Consider the following 23,434-nt stretch of genomic DNA (forward strand, 5'->3'; position numbering starts at 1 on the left):
AGGCCACATAGAAAGCTGCCCTTTGTTTTCGAAGGGCAGCTTTTTTGATTTCCGCGGCTTCGCGGTCAGGGCAGAACGCTGCGCAACAATGCCTGGGCTTCGAGGTACGCCGGGTCCGCGATCATTTTGTCCCAGCGCTGCGCCTTGCCGCGCGCGCGCATGCGCTTGATGCGCTGACTCGAAAGCCTGGCGGAGCGCCGCGGCTCGGCACTGCGCAGCGCGTCGAGGACTTTTTCGGCCTCGTGCGGCTGGTTGCAGATCAGCACCATGTCGCACCCTGCTTCGAGTGCGGCGCGTGCGCCCTCGGTGAGCGTGCCGCCCTGGCGCGCGGCTTCCATCGAGAGATCGTCGCTGAAGATCGCGCCCGTGAAACGCAGCCGCTTGCGCAGGATCTCCTCGACCCAGATGCGCGAGAAGCCCGCGGGTTTCGAATCGACCTTCGGATAGATGACATGCCCCGGCATCACCGCCGTCAGGGCAAGGCCGAGCCAGTCGTACGGCAGCGCGTCTTCGCCGAGAATCGATTCGAGCGGGCGCTCGTCCACGGGCACTGCGACGTGCGAGTCCGCCGTCGCGAAGCCGTGCCCGGGGAAGTGCTTGCCGCAGTTGGCCATGCCCGCGAGCGCGAGCCCGTGGTTGAGGCTCTTGGCGAGCAGCGTGACGACGCGCGGGTCGCGGTGGAACGCGCGGTCGCCCACGACCTTCGACTGGCCATAGCCGAGATCGAGCACGGGCGTAAAGGAGAGATCGATGCCACAGGCGCGCAGCTCGCTTGCGAGGATGTAGCCCACCGCGGTCGCGACCTTGGTGGCGAGCAGCACGTCCTTGTCCCACAGCGCACCGAGCCGCCCCATGGCCGGCAGCACCGTGAAGCCGTCGGTGCGAAAGCGCTGGACGCGGCCGCCCTCGTGGTCGACGGCGATCAGCAGGTCCTCGCGCACTGCGCGAATCGCATCGGTCAGCGCGACGAGTTGCGCGCGGTTTTCGAAGTGGCGCGCAAACAGGATCACGCCGCCCGTCATCGGGTGCGCGAGGCGGCGCACGTCGTCGTCGTTCAGCGCGGTGCCGACCACGTCGAGCATTACTGGCCCGGAAATATTCTTCATCGATGAATTTTGCGTTGATGCCGCGCAGCGCACGGCGATGGATATCAGCCTTTGACTGTGACGTTCACTTCGGCGATCACGAACGACACCGCGTAGTCATGCTCGTCGGTGATGCTCACGCGCGCCGTGATGCCGCGCTCGTCGAGCCACTGCGCCAGCGCGCCCGAAGCGACGATCACGGGGCGGCCGCTGGGCTCGTTCAGTGTTTGCATGGCGCGCCAGGTCATCGGCATGCGCATGCCGAGGCCGATCGCTTTCGAGAACGCCTCTTTCGCGGAAAACCGCGTGCTGAGGTAGGCGAGGCCCCGCGCCTCCGAGCGCGCCTTGCGCGCCTTGTAGACGGCGAGTTCGTCGGGGCCCAGCACGCGCGGCGCGAAGCGCCCGTGGGTCCGTTCCATGACTGCCGCCACGCGGCTCACCTGGATGATGTCGGTGCCGATACCGTAAATCGCCATGAGATTCCCGTCGATGGATGTCGATTGCGTGAGCGCAACGCGCGAATCACTGAGACGCGATCCGCAAATCCGCTCAGACGCGCGCGCCGAGGCGCGCCGCGACCATGATCGCCTTCATTTCGCGCACCGCATTCTCCCAGCCAGCGAAGATTGCGTGCGCAACGATCGCATGGCCGATATTCAGCTCGACAATACCGTCGATGGCGGCGATCTGCTGCACGTTCGTGTAGTGCAGGCCGTGCCCGGCATTCACCTTGAGCCCGAGACTGTTGCCACAGTTCACGCCCGCGACCACGCGCTCGAATTCGCGCTCCTGCTCGCCGGCATCGTGCGCCTCGGCATAGCGGCCCGTGTGCAGTTCGATCACGGGCGCGCCCGTTTCGTGCGCCGCGCGGATCTGCGTTTCGTCGGCGTCGATGAAGAGTGAAACGCGGCAGCCCGCATCGGCGAGCTGACGACAGGCGGCGGCAACCGCGTCGAAGTGGCCGGCAACGTCGAGGCCGCCTTCGGTCGTCAGCTCCTGGCGTTTTTCTGGCACGAGGCAGACGTCGTGCGGCTTGATCTCGCACGCGATGTCGAGCATCTCGGCCGTGACCGCGCACTCGAGGTTCATGCGCGTTTTCAGTTGCGGGCGCAGCGCACGCACATCGGCGTCGACGATATGGCGGCGATCCTCGCGCAGATGCAGCGTGATCGCGTCGGCGCCCGCCTCTTCGGCGAGCAGCGCGGCGCGGATCGGATCGGGATAAGCGGTGCCGCGCGCGTTGCGCAGCGTGGCGACGTGGTCGATGTTGACGCCGAGGTCGATCACGTTGGGCGAAGTGAGAAAGAAGCTCATAGGTTCTGCAGGTCGATCAGAATCTGGCGCGTCGCGAGCGGCGTGCCGCCAAGGTAGGTGTTCAGCAGAAAGCGCATGAGCGCCTTGCTCTGCGCAACCGTCTGGGGTCGATGGTAATCGTCCTCTTCCATGTCGAGCAACGTCTGTCCCGAAAGCAGGGGCCATTGGGCAGGCCACTCGTGGGAGGCTTCGCGTACACCGCGTTCAGGATCGAATACATAGCGACCCTCGGCGACCACCGTCTTGCGGTTCACGGTGCGATTGAGCGCGAGCGCGTAGCCCGCTTCGCGCAGCAGCACGCGCTCGAACGAGCGGAGCACCTGCACGGGCGGCTCGTCGTGCGCAAGGCGCGTGAGCGTCACGACGTAGTGACGAAAGAGCTCGGGATGCGGGTCTTCGCGCGCGATGAACTTCACGAGCAGCTCGTTCACGTAGAAGCCGCAAAGCAGCGCGTCGCCGGTCAGCGGCAACATGCCGCCCACCCATTCGGCGCCCGTGAGCGTGCGAACTTCGCCCTTGCCGGTCCACGATAGCGCGAGCGGCTGGAAGGTTTGCAGCACGCCGCGCAACGCCGAGTGCGGCCGCTTCGCGCCCTTCGCGACGAGCGCGACGCGGCCGTGATCGCGCGCGAGCACGTCGATGATGAGGCTCGTTTCGCGGTACGGATAGCTGTGCAGCACGAACGCCGGCTGCTCGGCGATGCGGTAATCGGGGGCCGTGCTGCGCGAGGCGCGCGGCAGTTGCGAGCGCGCGGTCGTCTTGCGGCTGTTGGGTGATTCGGTGTGCGCCTGGGCGTGGCCTTCGAGCGTGGCGTCGGCGCCTTCCGTCATGGTGTCGCGGGTTGCGGCGACTTTCGTCGCCTTCGAACTGCGCCTCGTGGTCTCGGTGCTTTTAGCGCTCGTCGTGCGCGCGCGCCGCGTACTGCGGGAACCGGACGGTTCGCCGGGAGCGAACGCCTCGCCGGCCTGCGCTTCGTCGTGCGCGGGCCGGTCGTCGTGCAGGGTTCCGGCTGCGCCGTCACTCATACGCGGTGCCCGTCGTGCTTACTCGTAACCGTAGGCGCGCAGCCCGGCTTCGTTGTCGGCCCAGCCGCTCTTCACCTTCACGAAGGTTTCGAGGTACACGGGACCGTCGAAGAGCTTCTCCATGTCGAGGCGCGCCTCGGTGCTGATCTGCTTGAGCTTGCTGCCCTTCTGGCCAATGACCATCGCCTTCTGCGTGTCGCGCTCGACGAGGATCGTCGCGAAGACGCGGCGCAGCCGGCCTTCCTGCTCGAACTTGTCGATCAGCACGGTGCTCGTGTACGGCAATTCGTCGCCGGTCCAGCGGAACACCTTCTCGCGCAGGATTTCAGCGGCGAGAAAGCGCTCGCTGCGGTCGGTCAGATCGTCTTCGCCGTAGATCGGCTCGCCTTCGGGCAGATACGCCTTGAGCGTGTCGAGCAGGCGCTTGATGTCCTCGGGGTGCTTCGCCGAGAGCGGCACGATCTCGCGGAATTCGCGCAAGCCCTGGATCTGCTGGATGAACGGATAAAGCGTGTCCTTGTCGTTCACGCGGTCGATCTTGTTCGCGATCAGGATCGTCGGCGCCTTGGGCGGAATCAGGTCGAGCACCTTCTGGTCGTCGGGGCCGAACTTGCCGGCTTCGATCACGAACAGCACGGCATCGACCGAGCTGAGCGTGGAGGTCACCGCGCGGTTCAGCGAGCGGTTCAGCGCCGTGCTGTGGCGCGTCTGGAAACCGGGCGTGTCGACGAAGATGTACTGCGCGTCGTCGATCGTGTTGATGCCGGTGATGCGATGGCGCGTCGTTTGCGCCTTGCGCGACGTGATGCTGATCTTCTGGCCGACCAGCGCGTTCATCAGCGTCGATTTGCCGACGTTCGGACGGCCGACGATCGCGACCATGCCGCAGCGGAAACCGGCAGGAGTGGAAGTGGGAGCGTTCATGATCGGACCGGGATAGGAAAACAGGAGGCGCGCTCGCCGCGCGCATGGGTGGGTTCAGTGGCCGGCATCGGCCGCGCGCACAGGAATGGCCGCAGCGGCCTCGGCGTGCGCATCGGCGTCGGTGCTGGCGGCGCCGGTGGGAGCCGCGTGCGTGCGCTCGACATGGCGCAGCGCCGAATCTGCCTTCGCCGCCGGCGAGCGGTGGCCGATGGAGCCGGCGCTGGGCACGGCGTCGAAACCGGCGGCCTTGTCGGCGGGCTTCTCGCTCGCTCTTTCTGAACCGCGCTCAGCCTTCTCTCCGGACCTTTCAGCCGGCTTATCCTTCTCCGCCAGGCGCTCTTGCACATGATGCGCTGCACGAATCACCGCGAGCGGGGCGCCTTCGGCAACCGCTGGCTGCGAGGGGCGCTCCGCGCGCGCCGCGGCGCGTTCGCGGCGCTCGGGCGCACGCAGATCGAGCGCGCCCTGCACGCCCGTCACGCCCGGGACGACCTCGGGTTCCGCCTTCGGGGCACGCGCGCCCTTGGAACGGCGCGGCTTGGCGACGAGCGCAGGCGCCGCGGCCATGACCTCGTCGAGCGCCTTCTTCGCCGCAGCCTGTTCGGCCGCGCGGCGGCTCGCGCCCGAACCCGAGACCTTCACATCGAGCTTGGGCACCGTGCATTCGACTTCGAACTGCTGATTGTGCGCCGCACCATGCGTCGCGACGACCGTGTAGGTCGGCAGCGCGATCTTGTGGCCCTGGAGGTATTCCTGCAGCAGCGTCTTGGAATCCTTGCCGAGCGTGCGCGGATCGATGTGGTCGAGTATCGGCACGTACAGGCGCTTGATGACGGTCTGGGCGGCGTCGAAGCCCCCGTCGAGGAAAATCGCGCCGAAGATCGCTTCGAGCGCATCGGCGAGGATCGACGGGCGGCGGAAGCCGCCGCTGCGCAGCTCGCCCTCGCCGAGGCGCAGGCCATCGGCAATATTGAGGGCCTGAGCAATCTCGTAGAGCGACTGCTGCTTGACCAGATTTGCGCGCACGCGCGAGAGGTCTCCCTCGTCCAGCTTGCCAAAACGTTGGAACAATAGGGCGGCCACCGCGCAATTCAGAACCGAATCACCAAGGAATTCGAGGCGTTCGTTATGCGTGGCACTGTGACTGCGGTGGGTCAAAGCCTGGCGCAACAATTCCGCATTACGAAATTCATAGCGCAAACGGCTTTCCAGCGGAGATAGGGGCATGGGGAGAGTATAACGCGCCCGCCGCCCCCGGCGAAAACAGGGGCGGCGGACGAAAAACCATGATGAAGCGACGTTACCGGGGGTTCTTCAAGTAGCGCGCGAAGATGCGATGCGCGTGAATCGGGCGAAACGCACGTTCACGGTCGCGATTATCGTTGCTGCTTCTATCGCTTTGCCGTGCGCCATCTTCGCCGCGATGTGCGTGCCCATCATGTAGATGACACGCACGTCACGCGTGTATCAATTGAACGAACCGATGCGCCGCAGGTTGCTGAAGTTCATCCAGATGAAGAACGCGCGGCCCACGATGTTGGCGTCGGGCACGAAGCCCCAGTAGCGGCTGTCCGCGCTGTTGTCGCGGTTGTCGCCCATCATGAAGTAATTGCCCGGCGGCACCTTGCAGATCACGCCGCGCGCGTTGTACTGGCAGTTGTCGCGATACGGATAGTCCTCCGCGCCCACGATGAACGGCGGCACCGCGGGGTTGTTGAGGATATTGTTCTTGCGGCCGAAAAGGTCCTGCGTGAACTGCTTCGCGTAACCGATGCGCTCTTCGTCGAAGTAATCCCCCACCGGCGTTTCGGGCACGGGCTTGCCGTTGATCGTGAGCTGCTTGTCCTGATAGGCGACCACGTCGCCCGGCAGTCCGATCACACGCTTGATGTAGTCGACCGACTCGTCTTTCGGATAACGGAACACGACCACGTCGCCGCGCTCGAGCGGGCGGCCCCGGGTGATCTTCGTGTTCGTGATCGGCAGGCGGATACCGTAGTCGAACTTGTTCACGAGGATGAAGTCGCCCACGAGCAGCGTGGGCACCATCGAGCCCGACGGAATCTTGAACGGCTCCACGACGAACGAGCGCACGAAGAACACGATCAGGATGACGGGAAAGAAGCTCGCCGTGTACTCGAGCCACCACGGCTGGCGCAGCTTTTCGTTGCGCAGGTGCTGACGCGTGGCAGGCGCGTTTTCATCGGCGAAGCGCTCGCCGATACGTTCCTGCTGCCGGTCGAACTCCTCGACCGCCGCATCGGCGGCGAGGCGCCGGCGCGGCATGAAAACCAGTTTGTCTGCAACCCACGCAACGCCCGTCAAAATGACGAGCACAAAAAGAATCAGCGCAAAATTCATGTAGAGGTCCGTTGTTCTGGCTTATTTGTCTTCGACGCGCAGAATCGCGAGGAAGGCCTCCTGCGGAATTTCCACGGAACCGACCTGCTTCATCCGCTTCTTGCCTTCTTTCTGCTTTTCGAGCAGTTTCTTCTTGCGCGTGATGTCGCCGCCGTAGCACTTGGCGAGCACGTTCTTGCGCAGCGCCTTGATGTTCTCGCGCGCGATGATGTGCGCACCGATCGCGGCCTGAATGGCCACGTCGTACATCTGGCGCGGAATGATCTCGCGCATCTTCGCCGCCACTTCGCGGCCGCGGTACTGCGACTGCGAACGGTGCACGATGATCGACAGCGCATCGACCTTGTCGCCGTTGATGAGCATGTCGACCTTCACGACGTCCGAGCTGCGGTACTCCTTGAACTCGTAGTCCATCGACGCATAGCCGCGCGACACCGACTTTAGCCGATCGAAGAAGTCCAGCACGATTTCCGCCATCGGGATTTCGTACGTGAGCTGCACCTGGCGGCCGTGGTACTGCATGTTGATCTGGTTGCCACGCTTCTGCGTACAGAGCGTAATAACCGAACCCACGTACTCTTGCGGCATGTACAGGTTCACGGTCACGATCGGCTCGCGGACCTCTGCGATCTTCGAGGGCTCCGGCATCTTCGCCGGGTTCTCGACCTTGATCGTGCTGCCGTCCGCCTGCACGACCTCGTACACCACGGTCGGCGCCGTGGTGATGAGGTCCATGTCGAACTCGCGCTCCAGACGCTCCTGCACGATTTCCATGTGCAGCAGGCCGAGGAAGCCGCAGCGGAAGCCGAAGCCCAGCGCCTGCGAAACTTCCGGCTCGTATTGCAGCGAGGCGTCGTTGAGCTTGAGCTTTTCGAGCGACTCGCGCAGCGCGTCGTACTGGTTCGCCTCGACCGGATAGAGGCCCGCGAACACCTGCGGCTTCACTTCCTTGAAGCCCGGCAGCGGCTCGGGCGCCGGCCTCGTGGCGAGCGTGACGGTGTCGCCCACCTTCGTCGCAGCGAGTTCCTTGATGCCCGCGATGATGAAGCCCACCTGCCCCGCCGAGAGCTGGTCGAGATTGCGCGACTTCGGCGAGAACACGCCGACATGCTCGACCGGATACTGCGCGCCGGTGGCCATCAGCTTGATCTTGTCCTTCGGACGCAGCGTGCCGTTGACGATACGCACGAGCATGACGACGCCGACGTAGTTGTCGAACCACGAATCGATGATCAGTGCCTGCAGCGGCGCTTCCGGGTCGCCCTTGGGCGGGGGCACCCTGGCGATGAGCGCTTCGAGCACGTCATCCACGCCGAGACCGGTCTTCGCGCTGCAGCGCGTGGCGTCGGTCGCGTCGATGCCGATCACGTCCTCGATCTCTTCGATGGCGTTTTCGGGGTTCGCGGCGGGCAGGTCGATCTTGTTGAGCACCGGCACGACTTCCACGCCGAGTTCGATCGCCGTGTAGCAGTTCGCCACCGTCTGCGCCTCAACGCCCTGGCTCGCGTCCACCACGAGCAGCGCGCCTTCGCACGCGGAGAGCGAACGGCTGACTTCGTATGAGAAGTCGACGTGCCCCGGCGTGTCGATCAGGTTCAGGTTGTAGACCTTGCCGTCTCGCGCCTTGTAGGAAAGCGCAGCGGTCTGCGCCTTGATGGTGATGCCGCGCTCGCGCTCGAGATCCATCGAGTCGAGCACCTGCGATTCCATCTCGCGGTCGGACAGGCCACCGCAGAGCTGGATGATGCGATCGGCGAGCGTCGACTTGCCATGGTCGATGTGCGCAATGATCGAGAAGTTACGAATATGATCCATTCAGTGCCGATCAAGCGAAAAAGGCGCGCCCCAACGATAGCTGGGCACGCCTCGTAAATAGATGAAAAACCGAACTATTTTAGCCGAAAAGGGGTCCCACGGGCGAACCGTCCGCTGATCCAACGGATGTGTCATGCCGTGCGGGTGGCGCCTGGCGGCGTGCCGGGCAACGGTTTCACGCTGCAGCCGGCGGAGTCGGCGATAGATTCGGTGCGTCGATACCGAGACCGAGCATGGCACGCACGCGCGCTTCGTCGAGCCGGTAGTGACACACCTCGACGCCATCGCACAGGAGCACCGGCACGAGTTCGTCGTAGCGCGCCTGCAGTTCGGGGGCGGTATCGATATCGACGATGTCGAGCCGCGCGCCCGCCGCGGCGGCGAGCGGTTCGAGCGCCGCGCGCATTTCCTCGCACAAGTGGCACCACGCGCGGCCGTACAGAACGAAATGGGCACTGGCGCGGGCCAGCGCGCCGTCAGCCGCTCCCGAAGTCCGCATGGGTCCCGGCATCGGCGTTACTTCTGGCCCTGCGCGCGCGGGCGCACCGGAACGAACTGTGTGTTGTCGCCGCGCCGCACGAGCACCGCCACCATCTTTTGCGGGTCGAGGTGCGCGGTCACTTCCTGGAACTGCTTCGCGCTCGTGATATCCGTGTCGCCCACGCGCAGGATGATGTCGCCCTTCTGGAGGCCAGCGCGCGCCGCCGGACCGTCCACCGAATCGACCATCGCGCCACCCTTGATCTTCATCTGGGCGAGCTGGTCGGCCGGGATATCGACCACCGCGAGACCGAGCGAGTTCGATGCGCGCGGCTTGGGCTCGGGCGCCTTCTTCAGGTCGGCCTTCGTGCTCTTGTCGGTCTGCATTTCGGCGATCGTGATCGGCAGTTCACGCGTCGCGCCCTTGCGCCAGATCGTGATGGTCGCCTTGGTGCCCGGCTTCGTGTCACCGACCATGCGTGGCAGGTCGGTCGCTGCCTCGACATTCGCGCCGTTGAACTTCTGGATGATGTCGCCCGGCTGGATGCCCGCCTTGTCGGCGGGGCCGCCCGGCTCGACGCTGGACACGAGCGCGCCTTGCGCCTTCGGCAAGCCCAGCGAGTCGGCCACGTCCTTCGTCACCTCGCCGATCGCCACGGCGATGCGGCCGCGCGTGACCTTGCCCGTCGACTTCAGCTGATCCGCCACGCGCATCGCTTCGTCGATCGGAATCGCGAACGAGATGCCCATGAAGCCGCCCGTGCGGCTGTAGATCTGCGAGTTGATGCCGATCACCTCGCCTTGCATGTTGATGAGCGGACCGCCCGAGTTGCCGGGATTCACGGCCACGTCGGTCTGGATGAAGGGCAAATAGTCGCCGGTGTCGCGGCCCTTGGCGCTCACGATGCCGGCCGTCACGGTATTTTCGAGGCCGAACGGCGAGCCGATCGCCACGACCCACTCGCCCACGCGCACCTTGTTCGAATCGCCCATCGTCACCGCCGGGAGATTCGAGGCCTGGATCTTCACGACAGCCACGTCGGTGCGATCATCCACGCCGATCAGCTTCGCCTTGAACTCGCGCTTGTCGGTGAGCGTGACGTAGATGCTGTCCGCGTCGTCGATCACGTGTGCATTGGTCATGACATAACCGTCGCTCGACAGGATGAACCCGGAGCCAACGCCGCTGTTCTGTTCGGAGTCGTTGCCGCTGTCCGGGCCGGAGTCCGATCCGCCGCCCTGGCCACCTTGTCCGCCGCCGCCCTGCCCCCCCTGGCCGCCACGCGGCGACTGGCCGCCCTGCGGCCCCTGCGGAAGTGGAATGCCAAAGAAGCGGCGGAAGAACTCCGACATGTCGCCGTTATCCATGCCCGGCGGGAGGCCTCGCTGGGCTGTCGACACGCGCGTGGTGGTGCGGATATTGACGACCGACGGCCCCACCTTGTCCACGAGGTCGGCGAAGTCGGGCAAATTCGCGGCCGGCGCCGCCGATGCCACGTGCGGCGTGAACGGCAGGCAAACCGCCACGACCGCGGCCGCGAAAAATTTGCGCAGCGGGAGAATCGTCATATCGAAGTCAGCCGAAGGAAAGTTACCTGGGAGCCTTGTATTCTATGGCAGACGCGAACTGCTGCAACGTGCTCTGGGGCACTTCCCCGAGCAACGTGATGAAGTAGTCGCCATTGCGCTTCACGAGCACATGAGTGGCGCCGCTGCTGCCCGAGCCTTCCTTGCGGCTGTTGTTCTTGACCGGTTCGACGAAAACCGAAAGCGTGGAAAGTCCATCGGAGAACACGGCCTGATCGACGGCGATAGGCGGATCGCTCGCGTCGCGTGCCGCCATGGGCCGGCGCACTTCGCGAATTCTGGCGAATCCCGGCACGGCCTGCCCGAACGACCAGCCCGCCGCTTCCATATCGACCGTCTGGAGCGGCGGACGCACCACGGTCCAGCCCGCGATGTTGCGCATGCCGTTCACGATGGGGGTCTTGTCGACGGGGCCGCCAATGCGGACCTGCGTAAACGCCAGTTGCTGAAGCACCTGGCCATTCGACGGATCGAGCATCTGGGAACGCAGCAGCAGACCGGTTTTGGCGTCGGCCCACAGCTTGTAGGCGAAGCGGAAATTGTCCTTCGGATCGAGTTCGACCACCTGGCTGTCGAGGCCCGCCACCCGATCGGTGCCGAGCATCTTCGGCTCGTAGACGGTCAGCACCTGGTCGCCGCTCGTGGAAAGCAGCGCCGGGAAAGCATCCTTGTTCTGGCGCTTTTCCACGACGAGCAATTTGCGCTCGGGCACGAACGTGAAGAGATCGTCGTTGTGACGCAGCATCGTGCGGGGCTTGCCGTCGAGGCTCTCCAGTTTCTCGAATTCGCCGTCCGTCTTCGACGCGTAGTGCATGATGCGCGAAGACTGCACGAACTCGCCGCGCTGGTAGACGAAAGTGCCTTCGTAATTCTGTTGCTGGGAGGCTTGCTGGATGCGGTCGAGCCACTGCGCGGCAGCCCGGCGCGCCCCGGCGGCATCGGCCGCCGACGCGCCTTGCGCGTGGGCGCGCGGGGCGACAGACAGAGCGGTGAACATCATGGCTGCGCAGCACAGGAAAGCCGGCAACCGCCCCCAGATCGTGTTGTTATTCAACCGCAATGTCTGCATCAAACTTATTGGCCTTGCGTGGTGAGAGCGGCCGAACGGATATATGGCGTGGAATCCGAAATGACCGGCTGCTGAGCGAATTGCTGATGTGCCTGAAGATATTCGTCGAGGCGTGCGTCGCGGATGATATTGCCGTCCTGACCGCCCGTGGCCACCGCCGGCGTGGCGTTCATCGCCACGCGCTGCATGGCGTCGCCCTGCGACTGCACGGCGGCGATTTGCGGCGCGCCTGCCATGCCCACACCGCGCATTTGCGGCATGACGATCCACGTGAGCGTGGCGGCTGCGGCAGCCACGGCCAACGAAGGCATCACGCGGCGGCGCAGCGCCAGAATGCGGCCCACCCGCTCATTGCGCCCAGCCCTCGCGCCTTGCGGCTGCGCAAGCGCGGCAGGCGCGAGCAGATGCGGCTCGGCGTCGAAGCGCGCGGCGAAACCCGTCATGAAGGCGCGGCTCGCGGCCTGACTGAGGGCCAGATCGTCCGAACGCAGCACGTCGCCGATCAGGTGGTACTCCGACCAGGCGGCGCGGCCTTCGCCGTCGAGTTCAAGAAAATTTCCGTTCAGATGCTCCCCGGCCGACCCTTCGCCGTCGACGAAGGCGGACAGACGCTCGCCGCGCGAGCTTGATACCGATTGCATCGAGACCGAACCCATGATGCTCCCCATTCCCTAAACAGACGTCCCTGGTGACACCAACATTATCTGGTGAATCGCGTCGCCGCCCGGGGCGGAGCTGGTGGTTGTTCTTACCAGCGCTTGCCTTCCGGAGTGTCCAGCAGCGGACGCAATTTTGCCGCAATGGCTTCCCGTGCGCGGAAAATTCTCGATCTGACCGTGCCGATGGGGCAACCCATCATCTCGGCAATTTCCTCGTAGCTCAGGCCTTCAATTTCCCGAAGCGTAATGGCGGTGCGCAACTCTTCCGGTAAAACCGCCATCGCAGCATTGACCGTCTGCGCGATCTGCTTGCTCATCAACATCGACTCGGGCGTGTTGATATCCCTTAGTTGATCGGCGTCCGAGAAAGTTTCCGCTTCTTCTGCGTCCGCTTCGGTGGAAGTTGGGGCGCGTCTTCCCTGCGTCGCAAGGTAGTTCTTTGCCGTATTGACGGCAATCCGGTACAACCACGTATAGAAAGCCGATTCGCCACGAAACTGCGGAAGCGCCCGGTAAGCCTTGATGAAGGCGTCCTGGGCCACGTCCTCGACCTCGGCGGGGTCCCGCACGAGGCGCGAGATCAGCCGGATGATCTTGCGGTGGTATTTCGAGACCAGGAGCTCGAACGCGGCTTTGTCGCCTTTTTGCACGCGCTCGACCAGAACCTGATCAATTTCTTTTTCGCTCACCTGAAAAATCCGTTAGCACATGGAGTAGACGTGGGGGCACCATTGTAGCGTCCTCGCCACGGTCCCACGTTACACGAGTAACAGCCGTTACAAGCGTTACAGCAAGGCACCTTCAGCGGCCGGCCGCGCTGCGGGCGCGCACGGCGAGCGCGCGAAAGGCTCCTCGCGCAATGGCGTCGGCAGCGATGAGCACTGTCGTGCGACGGGCGCCCTGCTCCACGACGAGGGCCAACAGCCATGCACCCCATTGCGAGGCACCGGCAAGACGGCCCGTTGCGAGGCAGGCGCCGTCGCGGGCATAAGCCGCAAGAAAATCCGGCCCGATTTCGAGGAACGCGGGCTGACTGCGACGCCACGCCGCAGCCGCGAGCGCGCCGGTCGCGAAGAACGCCAACGTGAGCGGCAAGGCGCGCCAGGCGCCGAGCCATGGGGCAAGCGCCGTCTGGACGGCGGCCGTGGCCAGGCCCAGGCTCGCGGCAACAAGCACTTGCAGCGCGAGGGAAGGACGCAGGGGAAGAAGCGGCGCGCTCGTGCGCCGCGAGGGGAAACCAGGAGGAAGGCGGCCGGCCGGAGAATCCGGCGCGGCCGCTGTCGCGTCGTACGCGATCAAGCGTGGCGCTTGAAAACGAGCGTGCCGTTGGTGCCGCCGAACCCGAACGAGTTCTTCAGCGCGACGTAGATCTTCATGTCCCGCGCGGTGTTCGCGCAGTAGTCCAGGTCACACTCGGGATCCTGGTTGAAGATGTTGATCGTCGGCGGCGAGACCTGGTTGTGCACGGCGAGTACCGTGAACACCGACTCCAGACCACCCGCGCCACCCAGCAGGTGGCCCGTCATCGACTTGGTCGAGTTCACGACGATGTCCTTCGCGTGATCGCCGAATGCGCGCTTGATCGCCGTGGTTTCGGCGATGTCGCCGAGCGGCGTCGAGGTGCCGTGAGCGTTGACCCAGTTCACTTCGTTCGCGTTGACGCCGGCGTTGCGCATTGCGTACTGCATGCAGCGGCGCGCGCCGTCGCCGTCTTCGAGCGGAGCAGTCATGTGGTACGCATCGCCGCTCATGCCATAGCCGCCGATTTCCGCGTAGATCCTGGCGCCGCGCGCCTTCGCGTGCTCGTACTCTTCGAGGACCATGACGCCTGCGCCCTCACCCAGCACGAAGCCGTCGCGATCCTTGTCCCAGGGACGGCTGGCCGTTGCGGGATCGTCATTGCGCTGCGAGAGCGCACGCGCGGCAGCAAAGCCACCGATGCCGAGCGGCGAGACGGTCGATTCCGCGCCGCCGGCGATCATCACGTCGCAGTCGCCGTATTCGATCAGACGCGAAGCTTCGCCGATGCAGTGCAGGCCGGTCGTGCAGGCCGTGACCATGGCGAGGTTCGGGCCCTTGAGGCCGTACTTGATCGACAGATGGCCCGAGATCATGTTGATGATCGAGGCCGGCACGAAGAACGGCGAAATACGGCGCGGACCGCGGTTGAGCAGTTCGGTTTGCGTGACTTCGATCATCGGCAGCCCGCCGATGCCCGAGCCGACGTTCACGCCGATCCGCTCGGCGTTCGCTTCAGTGACCTCGAGGCCGCTGTCCTTGATCGCCTGCATGCCCGCGGCAATGCCGTAATGGATGAACGTATCCATATGGCGCGCTTCCTTCGCCGGCATGTAGTCTTCGACGTTGAAGCCCTTCACCTCGCCGGCGAAGCGAGTCGAGAAGTTCGTAGCGTCGAACTTCGTGATGTTTGCGATGCCGGACTTCCCGGCGACCAGATTGGCCCAGCCGTCGGCAACATTATTGCCAACAGGCGAAATCAGCCCCAGGCCTGTAACAACAACTCGTCGACGGCTCACGGTAACCCCTTTTCCATAGATGACAAAAACAAAAGCCACAGAGGCCACAGGAAATGCTCCTGTGAGCCCTGTGGCTAGTTGACCGGCAAATGCCCCGCAGCGACTGCGGCAGGCGTACGCGGTTTCACGGGCGAGCCTCCTCGCGGGCCGTCAGCGCGCACGCGGCGTGCGCGGCCCGGGCAGGAAACAGGCTTAGGCCTTGACGTTCGCGCGAGCGTAGTCGATCGCTTGCTGGACCGTCGTGATCTTCTCGGCTTCCTCGTCCGGGATTTCCATGCCGAATTCGTCTTCGAGGGCCATCACCAGTTCGACGGTGTCGAGCGAGTCGGCGCCCAGGTCGTTCACGAACGAAGCCTCGTTCTTGATTTCAGCTTCGGCGACGCCCAGTTGTTCGGCGACGATCTTCTTGACGCGCTGTTCGATGTTGTCCATTACCCCTCCAAGGGAAAAAAGTTAGCTCATGAATGCGAGTGCGCGCATTTTATCAGGTTTGACCTGGCAGAAAAGCGGCGCTCAAAGTTCGGAATAGCTCTCGCGCGAAGGCGTCCGTGCAAGGTTTTGCATCAAACGCATCAAGGCGCGGATAGTACCTGAATCCGGTTAAGACATGTACATGCCGCCGTTCACGTGCAGCGTCGTGCCCGTGATATAGGCCGCCTGGGGCGACGCGAGAAACGCGACCGCATGCGCGATGTCGTCCGGGCTGCCGAGACGGCCCAGCGGAATCTGCTGCTTGAGTGCGGCCTGCTGTTCGGCCGGCAGGTCCTTCGTCATGTCGGTGTCGATGAAGCCCGGCGCGACGCAGTTCACGGTGATGCCGCGGCTGCCAATCTCGCGTGCCAGCGCGCGTGTCATGCCCGCCACGCCGGCCTTCGCGGCGGCATAGTTGGCCTGGCCCGGGTTGCCCGAGGAGCCCACCACCGAGGTGATGTTGATGATGCGGCCCGTGCGCGCCTTCATCATCGGGCGTAGCACGGCGCGAGAGAGGCGAAACACCGACTTCAGGTTCGTGTCGATGACCGAATCCCACTCGTCGTCCTTCATGCGCATCGCCAGGTTGTCCTGCGTGATGCCCGCATTGTTGACGAGGATCGCGAGACCGCCAAATTCCTTGACCGTTGCGTCGATGAGCGCTTCTGCCGCAGCGGCATCGTTCACGTTGAGAACGGCGCCGCGGCCCTTCACGCCCGCTTCTTCGAAGGCGGCCGAAATGGCTTGCGCGCCGGCTTCGCTCGTCGCGGTGCCGATCACCGTCGCACCCTGGCGCGCCAGTTCGAGCGCAATCGCACGGCCGATGCCGCGCGACGCGCCGGTCACGATCGCGGCTTGATTGTCGAGAGTCTTTTCCATCGTTCGAATCCGTTAGCGGTAGTGGCTTATGCGCTTATGCGTTCAGAAGCGCGAGCGTTTCTTCGAGCGACTTCGGGTCGAGCACCGAGGCGCCCGCGAGATTGCCGTCGATACGCTTGGTGAGGCCCGCAAGCACCTTGCCCGGACCGCATTCGATCACATGCGAGGCGCCCTGCGCCGCAATCGCCTTCACGCATTCGACCCAGCGCACGGGGCCGGCGGCCTGGCGCACCAGCGCGTCGCGAATCTTTGCGGGATCGGTTTCGAAGGCCACGTCGACGTTGTTCACCACCGGAATCTGCGGCGCATTGAGCGTAACGCCCGCGAGGTACTCGCGCAGCTGGTCCGAGGCGGGCTTGAGCAGCGACGAATGAAACGGCGCGGAAACCGGCAGCGGCAGCGCGCGCTTGGCGCCCTTGCCCTTGGCGATTTCGCAGGCCTTTTCGACCGCGCCCTTGTGACCCGCGATCACGACCTGCGCCGGCGCGTTGAAGTTCACGGCTTCGACCACGCCGCCGCTCGCCGCGGCCGCTTCGACGCAAACGGCGCGCACGGCGTCGTCGTCGAGGCCGAGCACGGCAGCCATGCCGCCTTCGCCGACCGGCACCGCGCCTTGCATCGCCTGCGCGCGAAAGCGCACGAGCGGCACGGCGTCGCGGAACGCGAGCACGCCAGCGGCGACGAGCGCCGTATATTCGCCGAGGCTGTGGCCCGCGACGATCGCCGGCGCCGGGCCGCCCGCCTGCTGCCACGCGCGGTACACGGCGTAGGCGGCCGTGAGCATGACCGGCTGCGTGTTGGTGGTGAGATTGAGCTCTTCTGCCGGGCCCTCGGCGATCAGCTTGCCAAGATCCTGGTCGAGCGCGTCGGACGCTTCTTGCAGCGTCTCGCGCACGACGGCGTTATCGGCGAAAGCGTCGAGCATGCCGACGGCCTGGGAGCCCTGCCCGGGAAAAACGAACGCGAATTTCATAACGTCCCCAAATTCGATTAAAACCGGCGGGCGATGCGCTCGGATGGACCGCTGCCGGCCGCGCACATACCGAATGTCATGTACGTGCGGCCTGACCGCGGGAGCGCGAAAGCCCGCTCCGGAAGATTAGAAGCGGATGACCGAGGCGCCCCAGGTGAAGCCGCCGCCCACGCCTTCGATCAGCACGTTGTGGCCGCGCTTGATGCGGCCGTCGCGCACAGCGATGTCCAAAGCGAGCGGAATCGAAGCCGCCGACGTGTTGCCGTGCTCGCCAACCGTCACCACCATGCGCTCGGCGGGCAGGCCGAGCTTGCGGCAGGTGCCCTGCATGATGCGGATGTTGGCCTGGTGCGGAATGAGCCAGTCGATCTGGTCGGCGGTGAGCTGCGCCTTCTCGATTGCCTCGATCGCGACCTTTTCGAGCACGTTCACGGCGAGCTTGAACACGGCCTGGCCGTCCATGTGCAGGAACGCGTTGCCCGCGATCACACCGCCGTTGACGTGACCCGGCGTGCACAGGATATGCGCGTAGCTGCCGTCGGCGTGCAGCGCGCTCGAGAGCACGCCCGGTTCGTCCGACGCCTGGAGCACGACCGCGCCCGCGCCGTCGCCGAACAGCACGCAGGTGGTGCGGTCGTTGAAATCGAGAATGCGCGAGAAGGTTTCCGCGCCGACCACGAGCGCCGTGCGGTGCTGGCCGCTGCGGATCAGGCTGTCGGCCACCGAAACGGCGTACGCGAAGCCCGCGCACACGGCCTGCACGTCGAACGCCGCGCCGTGATTGCGGATGCCGAGCTTGTTCTGCAACAGGCAAGCCGTGCTCGGAAACACGAAATCGGGCGTGGAAGTAGCGACGATGATGAGGTCGATCGTCTGGGGATCGACATCGGCGGCCGCGATCGCGCGCTGCGACGCCGCAAGCGCGAGGTCGCTCGTCGTGACGTCGGGTGCGGCGAAGTGGCGCGCGTGGATGCCCGTGCGGGCCACGATCCACTCGTCGCTCGTCTCGACGCCTTTCGCGGCGAGCCGCGTGGCCAGTTCCTGGTTGGTGACGCGATCAGGCGGCAGGTAGCTGCCCGTGCCGATCACGCGGGAGTAGAGAGTCGATTGAGCCATTATGCCTTCGAGGATGATGCGGCGCCGGGCGGTAAATCGCCCGCCGCCTGGCTGGGCGCGCTGGTCGCCGCCCCGGCTTGTGCGGCTTGCATGTTCTGGGCGCCGCCGGACTCGCCTGCCGCCTGTTCGAGCGAACCGGCGTTTTCTTCCATGGCGCGCGCGAGGCGCTCCAGGACGCCATTTTTGACGGCATCATACCCGCGATTGATCGCACACTCAAACGCGTAGGCATCGGCCGAGCCGTGGCTCTTGATGACGAGACTCTTCAAGCCGAGCAGCGCGGCGCCGTTGTACTGGCGATGATCGACGCGCTTTTTGAAGCGCATGAGCACGGGCAGCGCGGCGAGCGCCATGAGCTTCGTGAGCCACGAGCGGCCGAACTCTTCCTTGATCATGTCGTTGAGCATCTGCGCGAGGCCCTCCGACGTCTTGAGCGCGACATTCCCAACGAAACCGTCACAGACGATGACGTCGACGGTGCCCTTGTAAATGTCGTTGCCTTCGACGTTGCCGCGGAAATTCAGCGTGCTCGCGCGCAGGAGTTCCCCCGCGCGCTTGATGGTCTCGTTGCCTTTGATGACTTCTTCGCCGATGTTCAGGAGCCCGATCGTTGGACGATCTTTGCCCTCGAGCGCGGCCACGAGCGCGTGCCCCATCTCCGCGAACTGCAGCAGATGCTGCGGCTCGCAGTCGACGTTCGCGCCAAGGTCGAGCATCGTCGTGTAGCCGCGCGGGTTCGGAAGTGCGAACGCGATGGCGGGGCGTTCGATGCCGGGAAGCGTCTTGAGCACATAGCGCGACACGGCCATGAGCGCGCCCGTGTTGCCGGCGGAAATGCAGGCTTGCGCCTCGCCCTCTTTCACGCGATTGAGTGCGACACGCATGGACGAGTCTTTCTTCTTTCGCAGGGCGACTTCGACCGGATCGTCCATCTCGACGACCTCGGTGGCGGGCACGACGGTAAGCGCGGGATGGTCCGCCGCCTTCAGCTTCTTCAACTGGGCGCGGACCGCCGACTCGACGCCCACGAGCATGAGATGCGCGTCGGGGTGCGAGCGGACGAAATGGACTGCGGCAGGCACCGTCACGGACGGGCCGTGGTCGCCTCCCATGCAATCTATCGTGAGCTTAACAGTCATGGAATGCGACGAATTTCAGGCACAAAAAAGCGGCAGTAGAATGCCGCCTTTTTTGCCGAGCCGAAATATGGTCAAGCGAACGGAATCGTCAGACGTTGCGCGGTGTCGCCCCTTGCGGGTCGATACTGCGCCACACGCTGAAACGATTAATCGTTCTTGGTCTTGACGACTTTCTTGCCGCGGTAGTAGCCGTTCGGGCTGATGTGGTGACGCAGATGCACTTCACCGGTGCTCGGCTCGACGGCCAGCGGCGCGCCCGTGAGGAAATCGTGCGAGCGGTGCATACCGCGCTTCGACGGCGACTTCTTGTTTTGTTGAACTGCCATGATAACTCCTGAAAATTTTCCGAATTCTAACACAGCCCGATCCGGCCGCCGCCACCCTGGGGGTGGCCGGACTCCGGGCTCAGGCCCACGCGTCTGGTACTGCCCGCCCCGTACAGTTGCCTAACGTTACGAACCAGGTTACGAACCAGGTTTCCCGTTAGTGCTTGTTGCCGGGACCGTCCTTCCTGAGCGATTCGAGCGCCGCAAACGGGTTCACGCGCTCTTCCGACTCGATTTCCTGCTCTGGCACGTCATCCACGGAATCCACGCCGTCTGCGCCATCGGCACCCGAGGCGAGACTTTCGTGCACTTCCGGACAGACTTCGTGCTTCGGCACCAGCGGCAGCGAGAGCAACAGCTCCTCTTCGATCAAGTCGACGAGATCGAAATGGCGCGAGCCCACGATCACTTCGACTTCATCGTCGTCGAGCGGAAACTCGTCCGCCTCTTCTTCCGTCTGGACGATACGGAAGGTCGCATCCGCATTGAATGCCTGCTCGTAGGGAGCGAGGCACCGTTGGCAGTTCAACCATGCGCTGCCGTGAACCACGAGCTGCAGGTATGGTTGCGGCGCCTCGGCGCCGTCGTCCTGCAATTCTTGCCGCGTCGAACCCGCAGCCTGCCAGGTGAACGCAGTGTCGCGATCTGGCGCCTCGACCGGGACTTCGTTTAACATGCGCGGCAGTTGCGAGAGACGCACGGCACCCGCTGCCTCGCGCCCGCTGCGCGCGAATTCGAAGATATCGAGGTCGCGCGGATTCAGACCAGCGCCAGCAGACTTGTCCAGATGTTCGGTCATGTGCGCTCTCCTGCTTCAAGTCATGCTTCAAGGCTTGCGGCCGGAATGCGGCGCGAAAGCCGGGATGGCTCCCCGCGATCCAAGCCGATCCAACCCTTTACCGGCCATCGGCACGCTGCACCGCCAGCAACGTCTTCCGAACCGCGGCGCCGCAAAAAACGGCGCGCACACAAAAGACGTGCGACGAGAGCGTACCAATGAAAAGCCCAAAATCATATCGCCTTTATCTTTGCGAGTCAAACACTTAAGCTCGCGTACGAAAGTGCCTGGATGGTGCCTGTTCAGCCGGGGTTTCGCGCCCTTCTCATGAAGCGCTGCGGCGAATCCGCTCCGTTCCACAGCCGCTATCAACACGGGCCTTCCCGCGCCACAGCCACCATCACTACCCATTCCCCTATTGCCAATCGACCATGCAGGATTCCCCTTCACAGGCCCCGCGTACGGGCCGCCCCGCTCTCATCCTCGCCTCGAGCTCGCGGTACCGGCGCGAGTTGCTCGAACGTCTGCGCGTTCCGTTTGACACGGTCGTGCCCGACATCGATGAAACACCGCTGCCCGGCGAAACGCCCGAGGCGACCGCGCTGCGGCTCGCCGCCGCGAAAGCGTGTGCCGCAGCCGCCGCGCTTCCCGCTGGCGCTGGCCGCGCGCTGGTGATTGGCTCAGATCAGGTAGCCACTTTCGATGGCCAGCAGATCGGCAAGCCCGGCACGCACGAGCGCGCGCTCGCCCAGTTGCAGGCCATGCGCGGCCGCGAAGTGTTGTTCCATAGTGCCCTGAGCCTGCTCGACACCGCTACTGGCCAAACGGATACCGTCGACGTCGTCACGAAAGTGCGCTTTCGCGAGCTGCCCGACGCCGCGCTCGACGCCTATCTGCGCGCCGAAACGCCGTATGACTGCGCGGGCAGCGCGAAATCGGAAGGCCTCGGCATCGCGCTGCTGGAGGCGATCGAGTCGGACGACCCCACCGCCCTGATCGGCCTGCCGCTCATCGCGCTCACGCGCATGCTGCTCGCCGCGGGCTATCCGCTTCTGGAGGCACACGCATGACGACCGGCACGCTCTATCTGGTCCCGAACACGCTCGGCGAAGGCGACGACGACGCGCTCAACGCCGTGCTCCCCGCGCCGGTGCGCGAACGCGCGGGCACGCTTGCAAGTTATATCGGCGAAAACGCGAAAACGACGCGCGCCTTTCTCAAGCGCGTGGGCACCACGCGGCCGATTCAGGAAATCGAGATCCGCGAACTGAATGTGAATACGCCGGCGGGCGAAATCGACAAGCTGCTGGCGCCGCTGCTCGCGGGCGTCGACACAGGACTCGTTTCCGAAGCGGGCGTGCCCGCTGTCGCCGATCCAGGGGCCCTGCTCGTGCGGCGCGCGCATGAACGCGGCATCAAGGTCGTGCCGCTCGTGGGCCCGAGCTCGATCCTGCTGGCGCTCATGGCGTCGGGCCTCAACGGCCAGAGTTTCGCGTTTCACGGTTATCTGCCCGTCGATGCCAACGAGCGCGTGAAGAAGCTGCGCGATCTGGAGCAGACTTCGCGCAAGGCCAGGCAGACGCAGATCTTTATCGAAACGCCCTACCGTAACCGCACGCTGCTCGACGCGTTACTCGCGACCTGCGCGCCGTCCACGCTGGTTTGCGTCGCCGCCGATCTCACGTTGCCCACGGAGACGATCGTGAGCCGCGCCGTGTCCGACTGGAAAAGAAAGCCTGCGCCCGAGCTGCACAAGCGGCCGGCGATTTTCCTTCTGCTCGCGAACTAAGCATCGATCGCCGGCCAGCAAACCGGCCGCTGCGCGTTCACGCAGCGGCCGGTTTTTCCTTGGCGAGCATCAACCCGCAAACGTGCCAGACGTGTTGCCGTTCAGTGAACCGCCAGCTTCGCGCCCATCAACAGCGAACGCACGGCCGCCGAGCCGATATTCGCGCCGACACGCTTCGCGACGCGGTCGGTAAGGCTTTGCTTGACGGTGTAATCGACGACGTTCGACGCCTTGATCACCTCGCGCGCCACGTAGTCGGTATCGCCGTAACCATCCGCGAGACCCAGTTCCACGCTCTTCTGACCGGTCCAGAAGAGGCCCGAGAAGAGCTCTGGCGAGTCCTTCAGACGCTTGCCGCGGCCGGCTTTCACGGCATCGATGAACTGCTGGTGGATCTGGTCGAGCATGGCCTGGGCATGCGCGTCCATTTTCGGCGTGTCGGGCGAGAAGGGATCGAAAAAGCCCTTGTTTTCGCCCGAGGTACGCAGGCGACGCTGGATGCCGAGCTTGTCCATGAGCCCGGTGAAGCCGAAGCCGTCCATCAGCACGCCGATCGACCCCACGATGCTCGCCTTGTTGACGTAGATCTTGTCGGCGGCGGCCGCGACGTAATAACCGCCCGACGCGCACATGTCACCGACCACCACATACAGCGGGATGGCCGGGTACTTCGTGCGCAGACGGCGAATCTCGTCGTTGATAATGCCAGCCTGCACCGGGCTGCCGCCGGGGCTGTCGATGTGGAGGATCACGCCCGCGGTGCCGTCGTCGTCGAACGCGCTATCGAGCGCGCTGATGATGTCGTCGGCGTTGGCCTGGGTGTCGGAGCCGATTTCGCCGTCGAGCGTAACGAGCGCCGTGTGACGTCCTTCGCTCTCCAGGCGAGCGCCCGAAATATCGAGAACGGCCCACGCGATCACCACGAAGACGGCGAGAAATGCGAAGCGGAAGAAGATCCGCCAGCGCCGCGCCGCGCGCTGCTCGGTGATCGCCGCAAGCGCGATGCGCTCCAGCGCCTCGCGCTCCCAGCCGGGCGCAGGCGCGCGAGGGTCTGACGAAGCCGCGCGAGGCGCTTCGTTTGGATCAGGGGTCAGATTGTCGGCCATG

Annotated in this window: 25 protein-coding genes; 2 read left to right on the forward strand and 23 right to left on the reverse strand. The window is 64.8% G+C overall.

Annotated elements, in window-relative coordinates; genetic code table 11:
* Nucleotides 1–65: 65 nt before the first annotated feature.
* The 22 genes from nagZ to VSR34_RS09160 form a co-directional block, all read right to left on the reverse strand.
* Nucleotides 66–1,106: a beta-N-acetylhexosaminidase gene (gene nagZ, locus VSR34_RS09055; protein WP_028212946.1), complete on the reverse strand. Its 1,041-nt coding sequence runs from the start codon at nt 1,104–1,106 to the stop codon at nt 66–68.
* Nucleotides 1,107–1,150: 44 nt separating this feature from the next.
* Nucleotides 1,151–1,561: a holo-ACP synthase gene (gene acpS, locus VSR34_RS09060; protein ID WP_342962355.1), complete on the reverse strand. Its 411-nt coding sequence runs from the start codon at nt 1,559–1,561 to the stop codon at nt 1,151–1,153.
* 73 nt (nt 1,562–1,634) lie between these two features.
* Nucleotides 1,635–2,399 (reverse strand): pyridoxine 5'-phosphate synthase, encoded by a 765-nt coding sequence (gene pdxJ / locus VSR34_RS09065; RefSeq protein ID WP_028212944.1) that lies wholly within the window; start codon nt 2,397–2,399, stop codon nt 1,635–1,637.
* Nucleotides 2,396–3,424, reverse strand: a complete 1,029-nt coding sequence (gene recO / locus VSR34_RS09070) for a DNA repair protein RecO (RefSeq protein WP_342962356.1) — start codon at nt 3,422–3,424, stop codon at nt 2,396–2,398. The genes pdxJ and recO overlap by 4 nt, the downstream gene beginning before the upstream one ends.
* 18 nt (nt 3,425–3,442) lie before the next feature.
* Nucleotides 3,443–4,348 (reverse strand): GTPase Era, encoded by a 906-nt coding sequence (gene era / locus VSR34_RS09075; RefSeq protein ID WP_028212942.1) that lies wholly within the window; start codon nt 4,346–4,348, stop codon nt 3,443–3,445.
* 54 nt (nt 4,349–4,402) lie between these two features.
* The gene (gene rnc / locus VSR34_RS09080) at nt 4,403–5,575 is read right to left on the reverse strand and encodes a ribonuclease III (protein ID WP_028212941.1); all 1,173 of its coding nucleotides are present in this window, start codon (nt 5,573–5,575) and stop codon (nt 4,403–4,405) included.
* Between the two features lie 240 nt (nt 5,576–5,815).
* A complete protein-coding gene (lepB, locus tag VSR34_RS09085) occupies nt 5,816–6,709 on the reverse strand; it encodes a signal peptidase I (protein ID WP_028212940.1) in 894 nt (297 codons plus the stop codon).
* 21 nt (nt 6,710–6,730) lie between these two features.
* A complete protein-coding gene (gene lepA, locus VSR34_RS09090; protein ID WP_028212939.1) occupies nt 6,731–8,524 on the reverse strand; it encodes a translation elongation factor 4 in 1,794 nt (597 codons plus the stop codon).
* A gap of 175 nt (nt 8,525–8,699) precedes the next feature.
* Nucleotides 8,700–9,023, reverse strand: a complete 324-nt coding sequence (locus tag VSR34_RS09095; protein ID WP_042289652.1) for a glutaredoxin family protein — start codon at nt 9,021–9,023, stop codon at nt 8,700–8,702.
* 17 nt (nt 9,024–9,040) lie between these two features.
* On the reverse strand, nt 9,041–10,573 hold the full coding sequence (locus tag VSR34_RS09100; protein ID WP_028212938.1) for a DegQ family serine endoprotease: 1,533 nt from the start codon (nt 10,571–10,573) through the stop codon (nt 9,041–9,043).
* Between the two features lie 22 nt (nt 10,574–10,595).
* On the reverse strand, nt 10,596–11,660 hold the full coding sequence (locus VSR34_RS09105) for a MucB/RseB C-terminal domain-containing protein (protein WP_028212937.1): 1,065 nt from the start codon (nt 11,658–11,660) through the stop codon (nt 10,596–10,598).
* 5 nt (nt 11,661–11,665) lie between these two features.
* Nucleotides 11,666–12,316: an RseA family anti-sigma factor gene (locus tag VSR34_RS09110; protein ID WP_028212936.1), complete on the reverse strand. Its 651-nt coding sequence runs from the start codon at nt 12,314–12,316 to the stop codon at nt 11,666–11,668.
* A 92-nt stretch (nt 12,317–12,408) separates the two neighbouring features.
* Complete coding sequence (gene rpoE, locus VSR34_RS09115; RefSeq protein ID WP_027795258.1) at nt 12,409–13,008, reverse strand: RNA polymerase sigma factor RpoE; 600 nt, start codon at nt 13,006–13,008, stop codon at nt 12,409–12,411.
* 112 nt (nt 13,009–13,120) lie between these two features.
* Nucleotides 13,121–13,618 (reverse strand): hypothetical protein, encoded by a 498-nt coding sequence (locus tag VSR34_RS09120; RefSeq protein ID WP_238327935.1) that lies wholly within the window; start codon nt 13,616–13,618, stop codon nt 13,121–13,123.
* Complete coding sequence (gene fabF, locus VSR34_RS09125) at nt 13,615–14,856, reverse strand: beta-ketoacyl-ACP synthase II (protein ID WP_342962357.1); 1,242 nt, start codon at nt 14,854–14,856, stop codon at nt 13,615–13,617. The genes VSR34_RS09120 and fabF overlap by 4 nt, the downstream gene beginning before the upstream one ends.
* A 192-nt stretch (nt 14,857–15,048) precedes the next feature.
* Nucleotides 15,049–15,288 carry an acyl carrier protein gene (acpP, locus tag VSR34_RS09130; RefSeq protein WP_004197638.1) on the reverse strand — a complete coding sequence of 80 codons (240 nt, stop codon included), beginning with the start codon at nt 15,286–15,288 and terminating at the stop codon, nt 15,049–15,051.
* A gap of 168 nt (nt 15,289–15,456) precedes the next feature.
* Complete coding sequence (gene fabG / locus VSR34_RS09135) at nt 15,457–16,206, reverse strand: 3-oxoacyl-ACP reductase FabG (RefSeq protein ID WP_028212933.1); 750 nt, start codon at nt 16,204–16,206, stop codon at nt 15,457–15,459.
* A 34-nt stretch (nt 16,207–16,240) separates the two neighbouring features.
* The gene (fabD, locus tag VSR34_RS09140) at nt 16,241–17,179 is read right to left on the reverse strand and encodes an ACP S-malonyltransferase (protein WP_028212932.1); all 939 of its coding nucleotides are present in this window, start codon (nt 17,177–17,179) and stop codon (nt 16,241–16,243) included.
* A 126-nt stretch (nt 17,180–17,305) separates the two neighbouring features.
* Entirely contained in the window at nt 17,306–18,295 is a 990-nt protein-coding gene (locus tag VSR34_RS09145) for a beta-ketoacyl-ACP synthase III (RefSeq protein ID WP_028212931.1), read from the reverse strand.
* Entirely contained in the window at nt 18,295–19,434 is a 1,140-nt protein-coding gene (gene plsX / locus VSR34_RS09150) for a phosphate acyltransferase PlsX (RefSeq protein WP_028212930.1), read from the reverse strand. The genes VSR34_RS09145 and plsX overlap by 1 nt, the downstream gene beginning before the upstream one ends.
* Nucleotides 19,435–19,580: 146 nt before the next feature.
* The gene (gene rpmF / locus VSR34_RS09155) at nt 19,581–19,760 is read right to left on the reverse strand and encodes a 50S ribosomal protein L32 (protein ID WP_018441573.1); all 180 of its coding nucleotides are present in this window, start codon (nt 19,758–19,760) and stop codon (nt 19,581–19,583) included.
* Between the two features lie 157 nt (nt 19,761–19,917).
* A complete protein-coding gene (locus VSR34_RS09160) occupies nt 19,918–20,559 on the reverse strand; it encodes a DUF177 domain-containing protein (RefSeq protein ID WP_028212929.1) in 642 nt (213 codons plus the stop codon).
* A 410-nt stretch (nt 20,560–20,969) separates the two neighbouring features.
* On the opposite strand from VSR34_RS09160, the gene VSR34_RS09165 reads away from it, so the two are divergent.
* Nucleotides 20,970–21,608, forward strand: a complete 639-nt coding sequence (locus VSR34_RS09165) for a Maf-like protein (RefSeq protein WP_342962358.1) — start codon at nt 20,970–20,972, stop codon at nt 21,606–21,608.
* The gene (locus VSR34_RS09170) at nt 21,605–22,327 is read left to right on the forward strand and encodes an SAM-dependent methyltransferase (protein WP_028212927.1); all 723 of its coding nucleotides are present in this window, start codon (nt 21,605–21,607) and stop codon (nt 22,325–22,327) included. Before VSR34_RS09165 ends, VSR34_RS09170 begins: the two co-directional genes overlap by 4 nt.
* Nucleotides 22,328–22,428: 101 nt before the next feature.
* Here the strand turns inward: VSR34_RS09170 and VSR34_RS09175 are convergent, their stop codons facing one another.
* Complete coding sequence (locus VSR34_RS09175) at nt 22,429–23,433, reverse strand: S49 family peptidase (protein ID WP_028212926.1); 1,005 nt, start codon at nt 23,431–23,433, stop codon at nt 22,429–22,431.
* Between the last annotated feature and the right edge of the window lies 1 nt (nt 23,434).

This window comes from Paraburkholderia sp. JHI2823 (genome assembly GCF_038900695.1).
GTDB lineage: Bacteria > Pseudomonadota > Gammaproteobacteria > Burkholderiales > Burkholderiaceae > Paraburkholderia > Paraburkholderia mimosarum.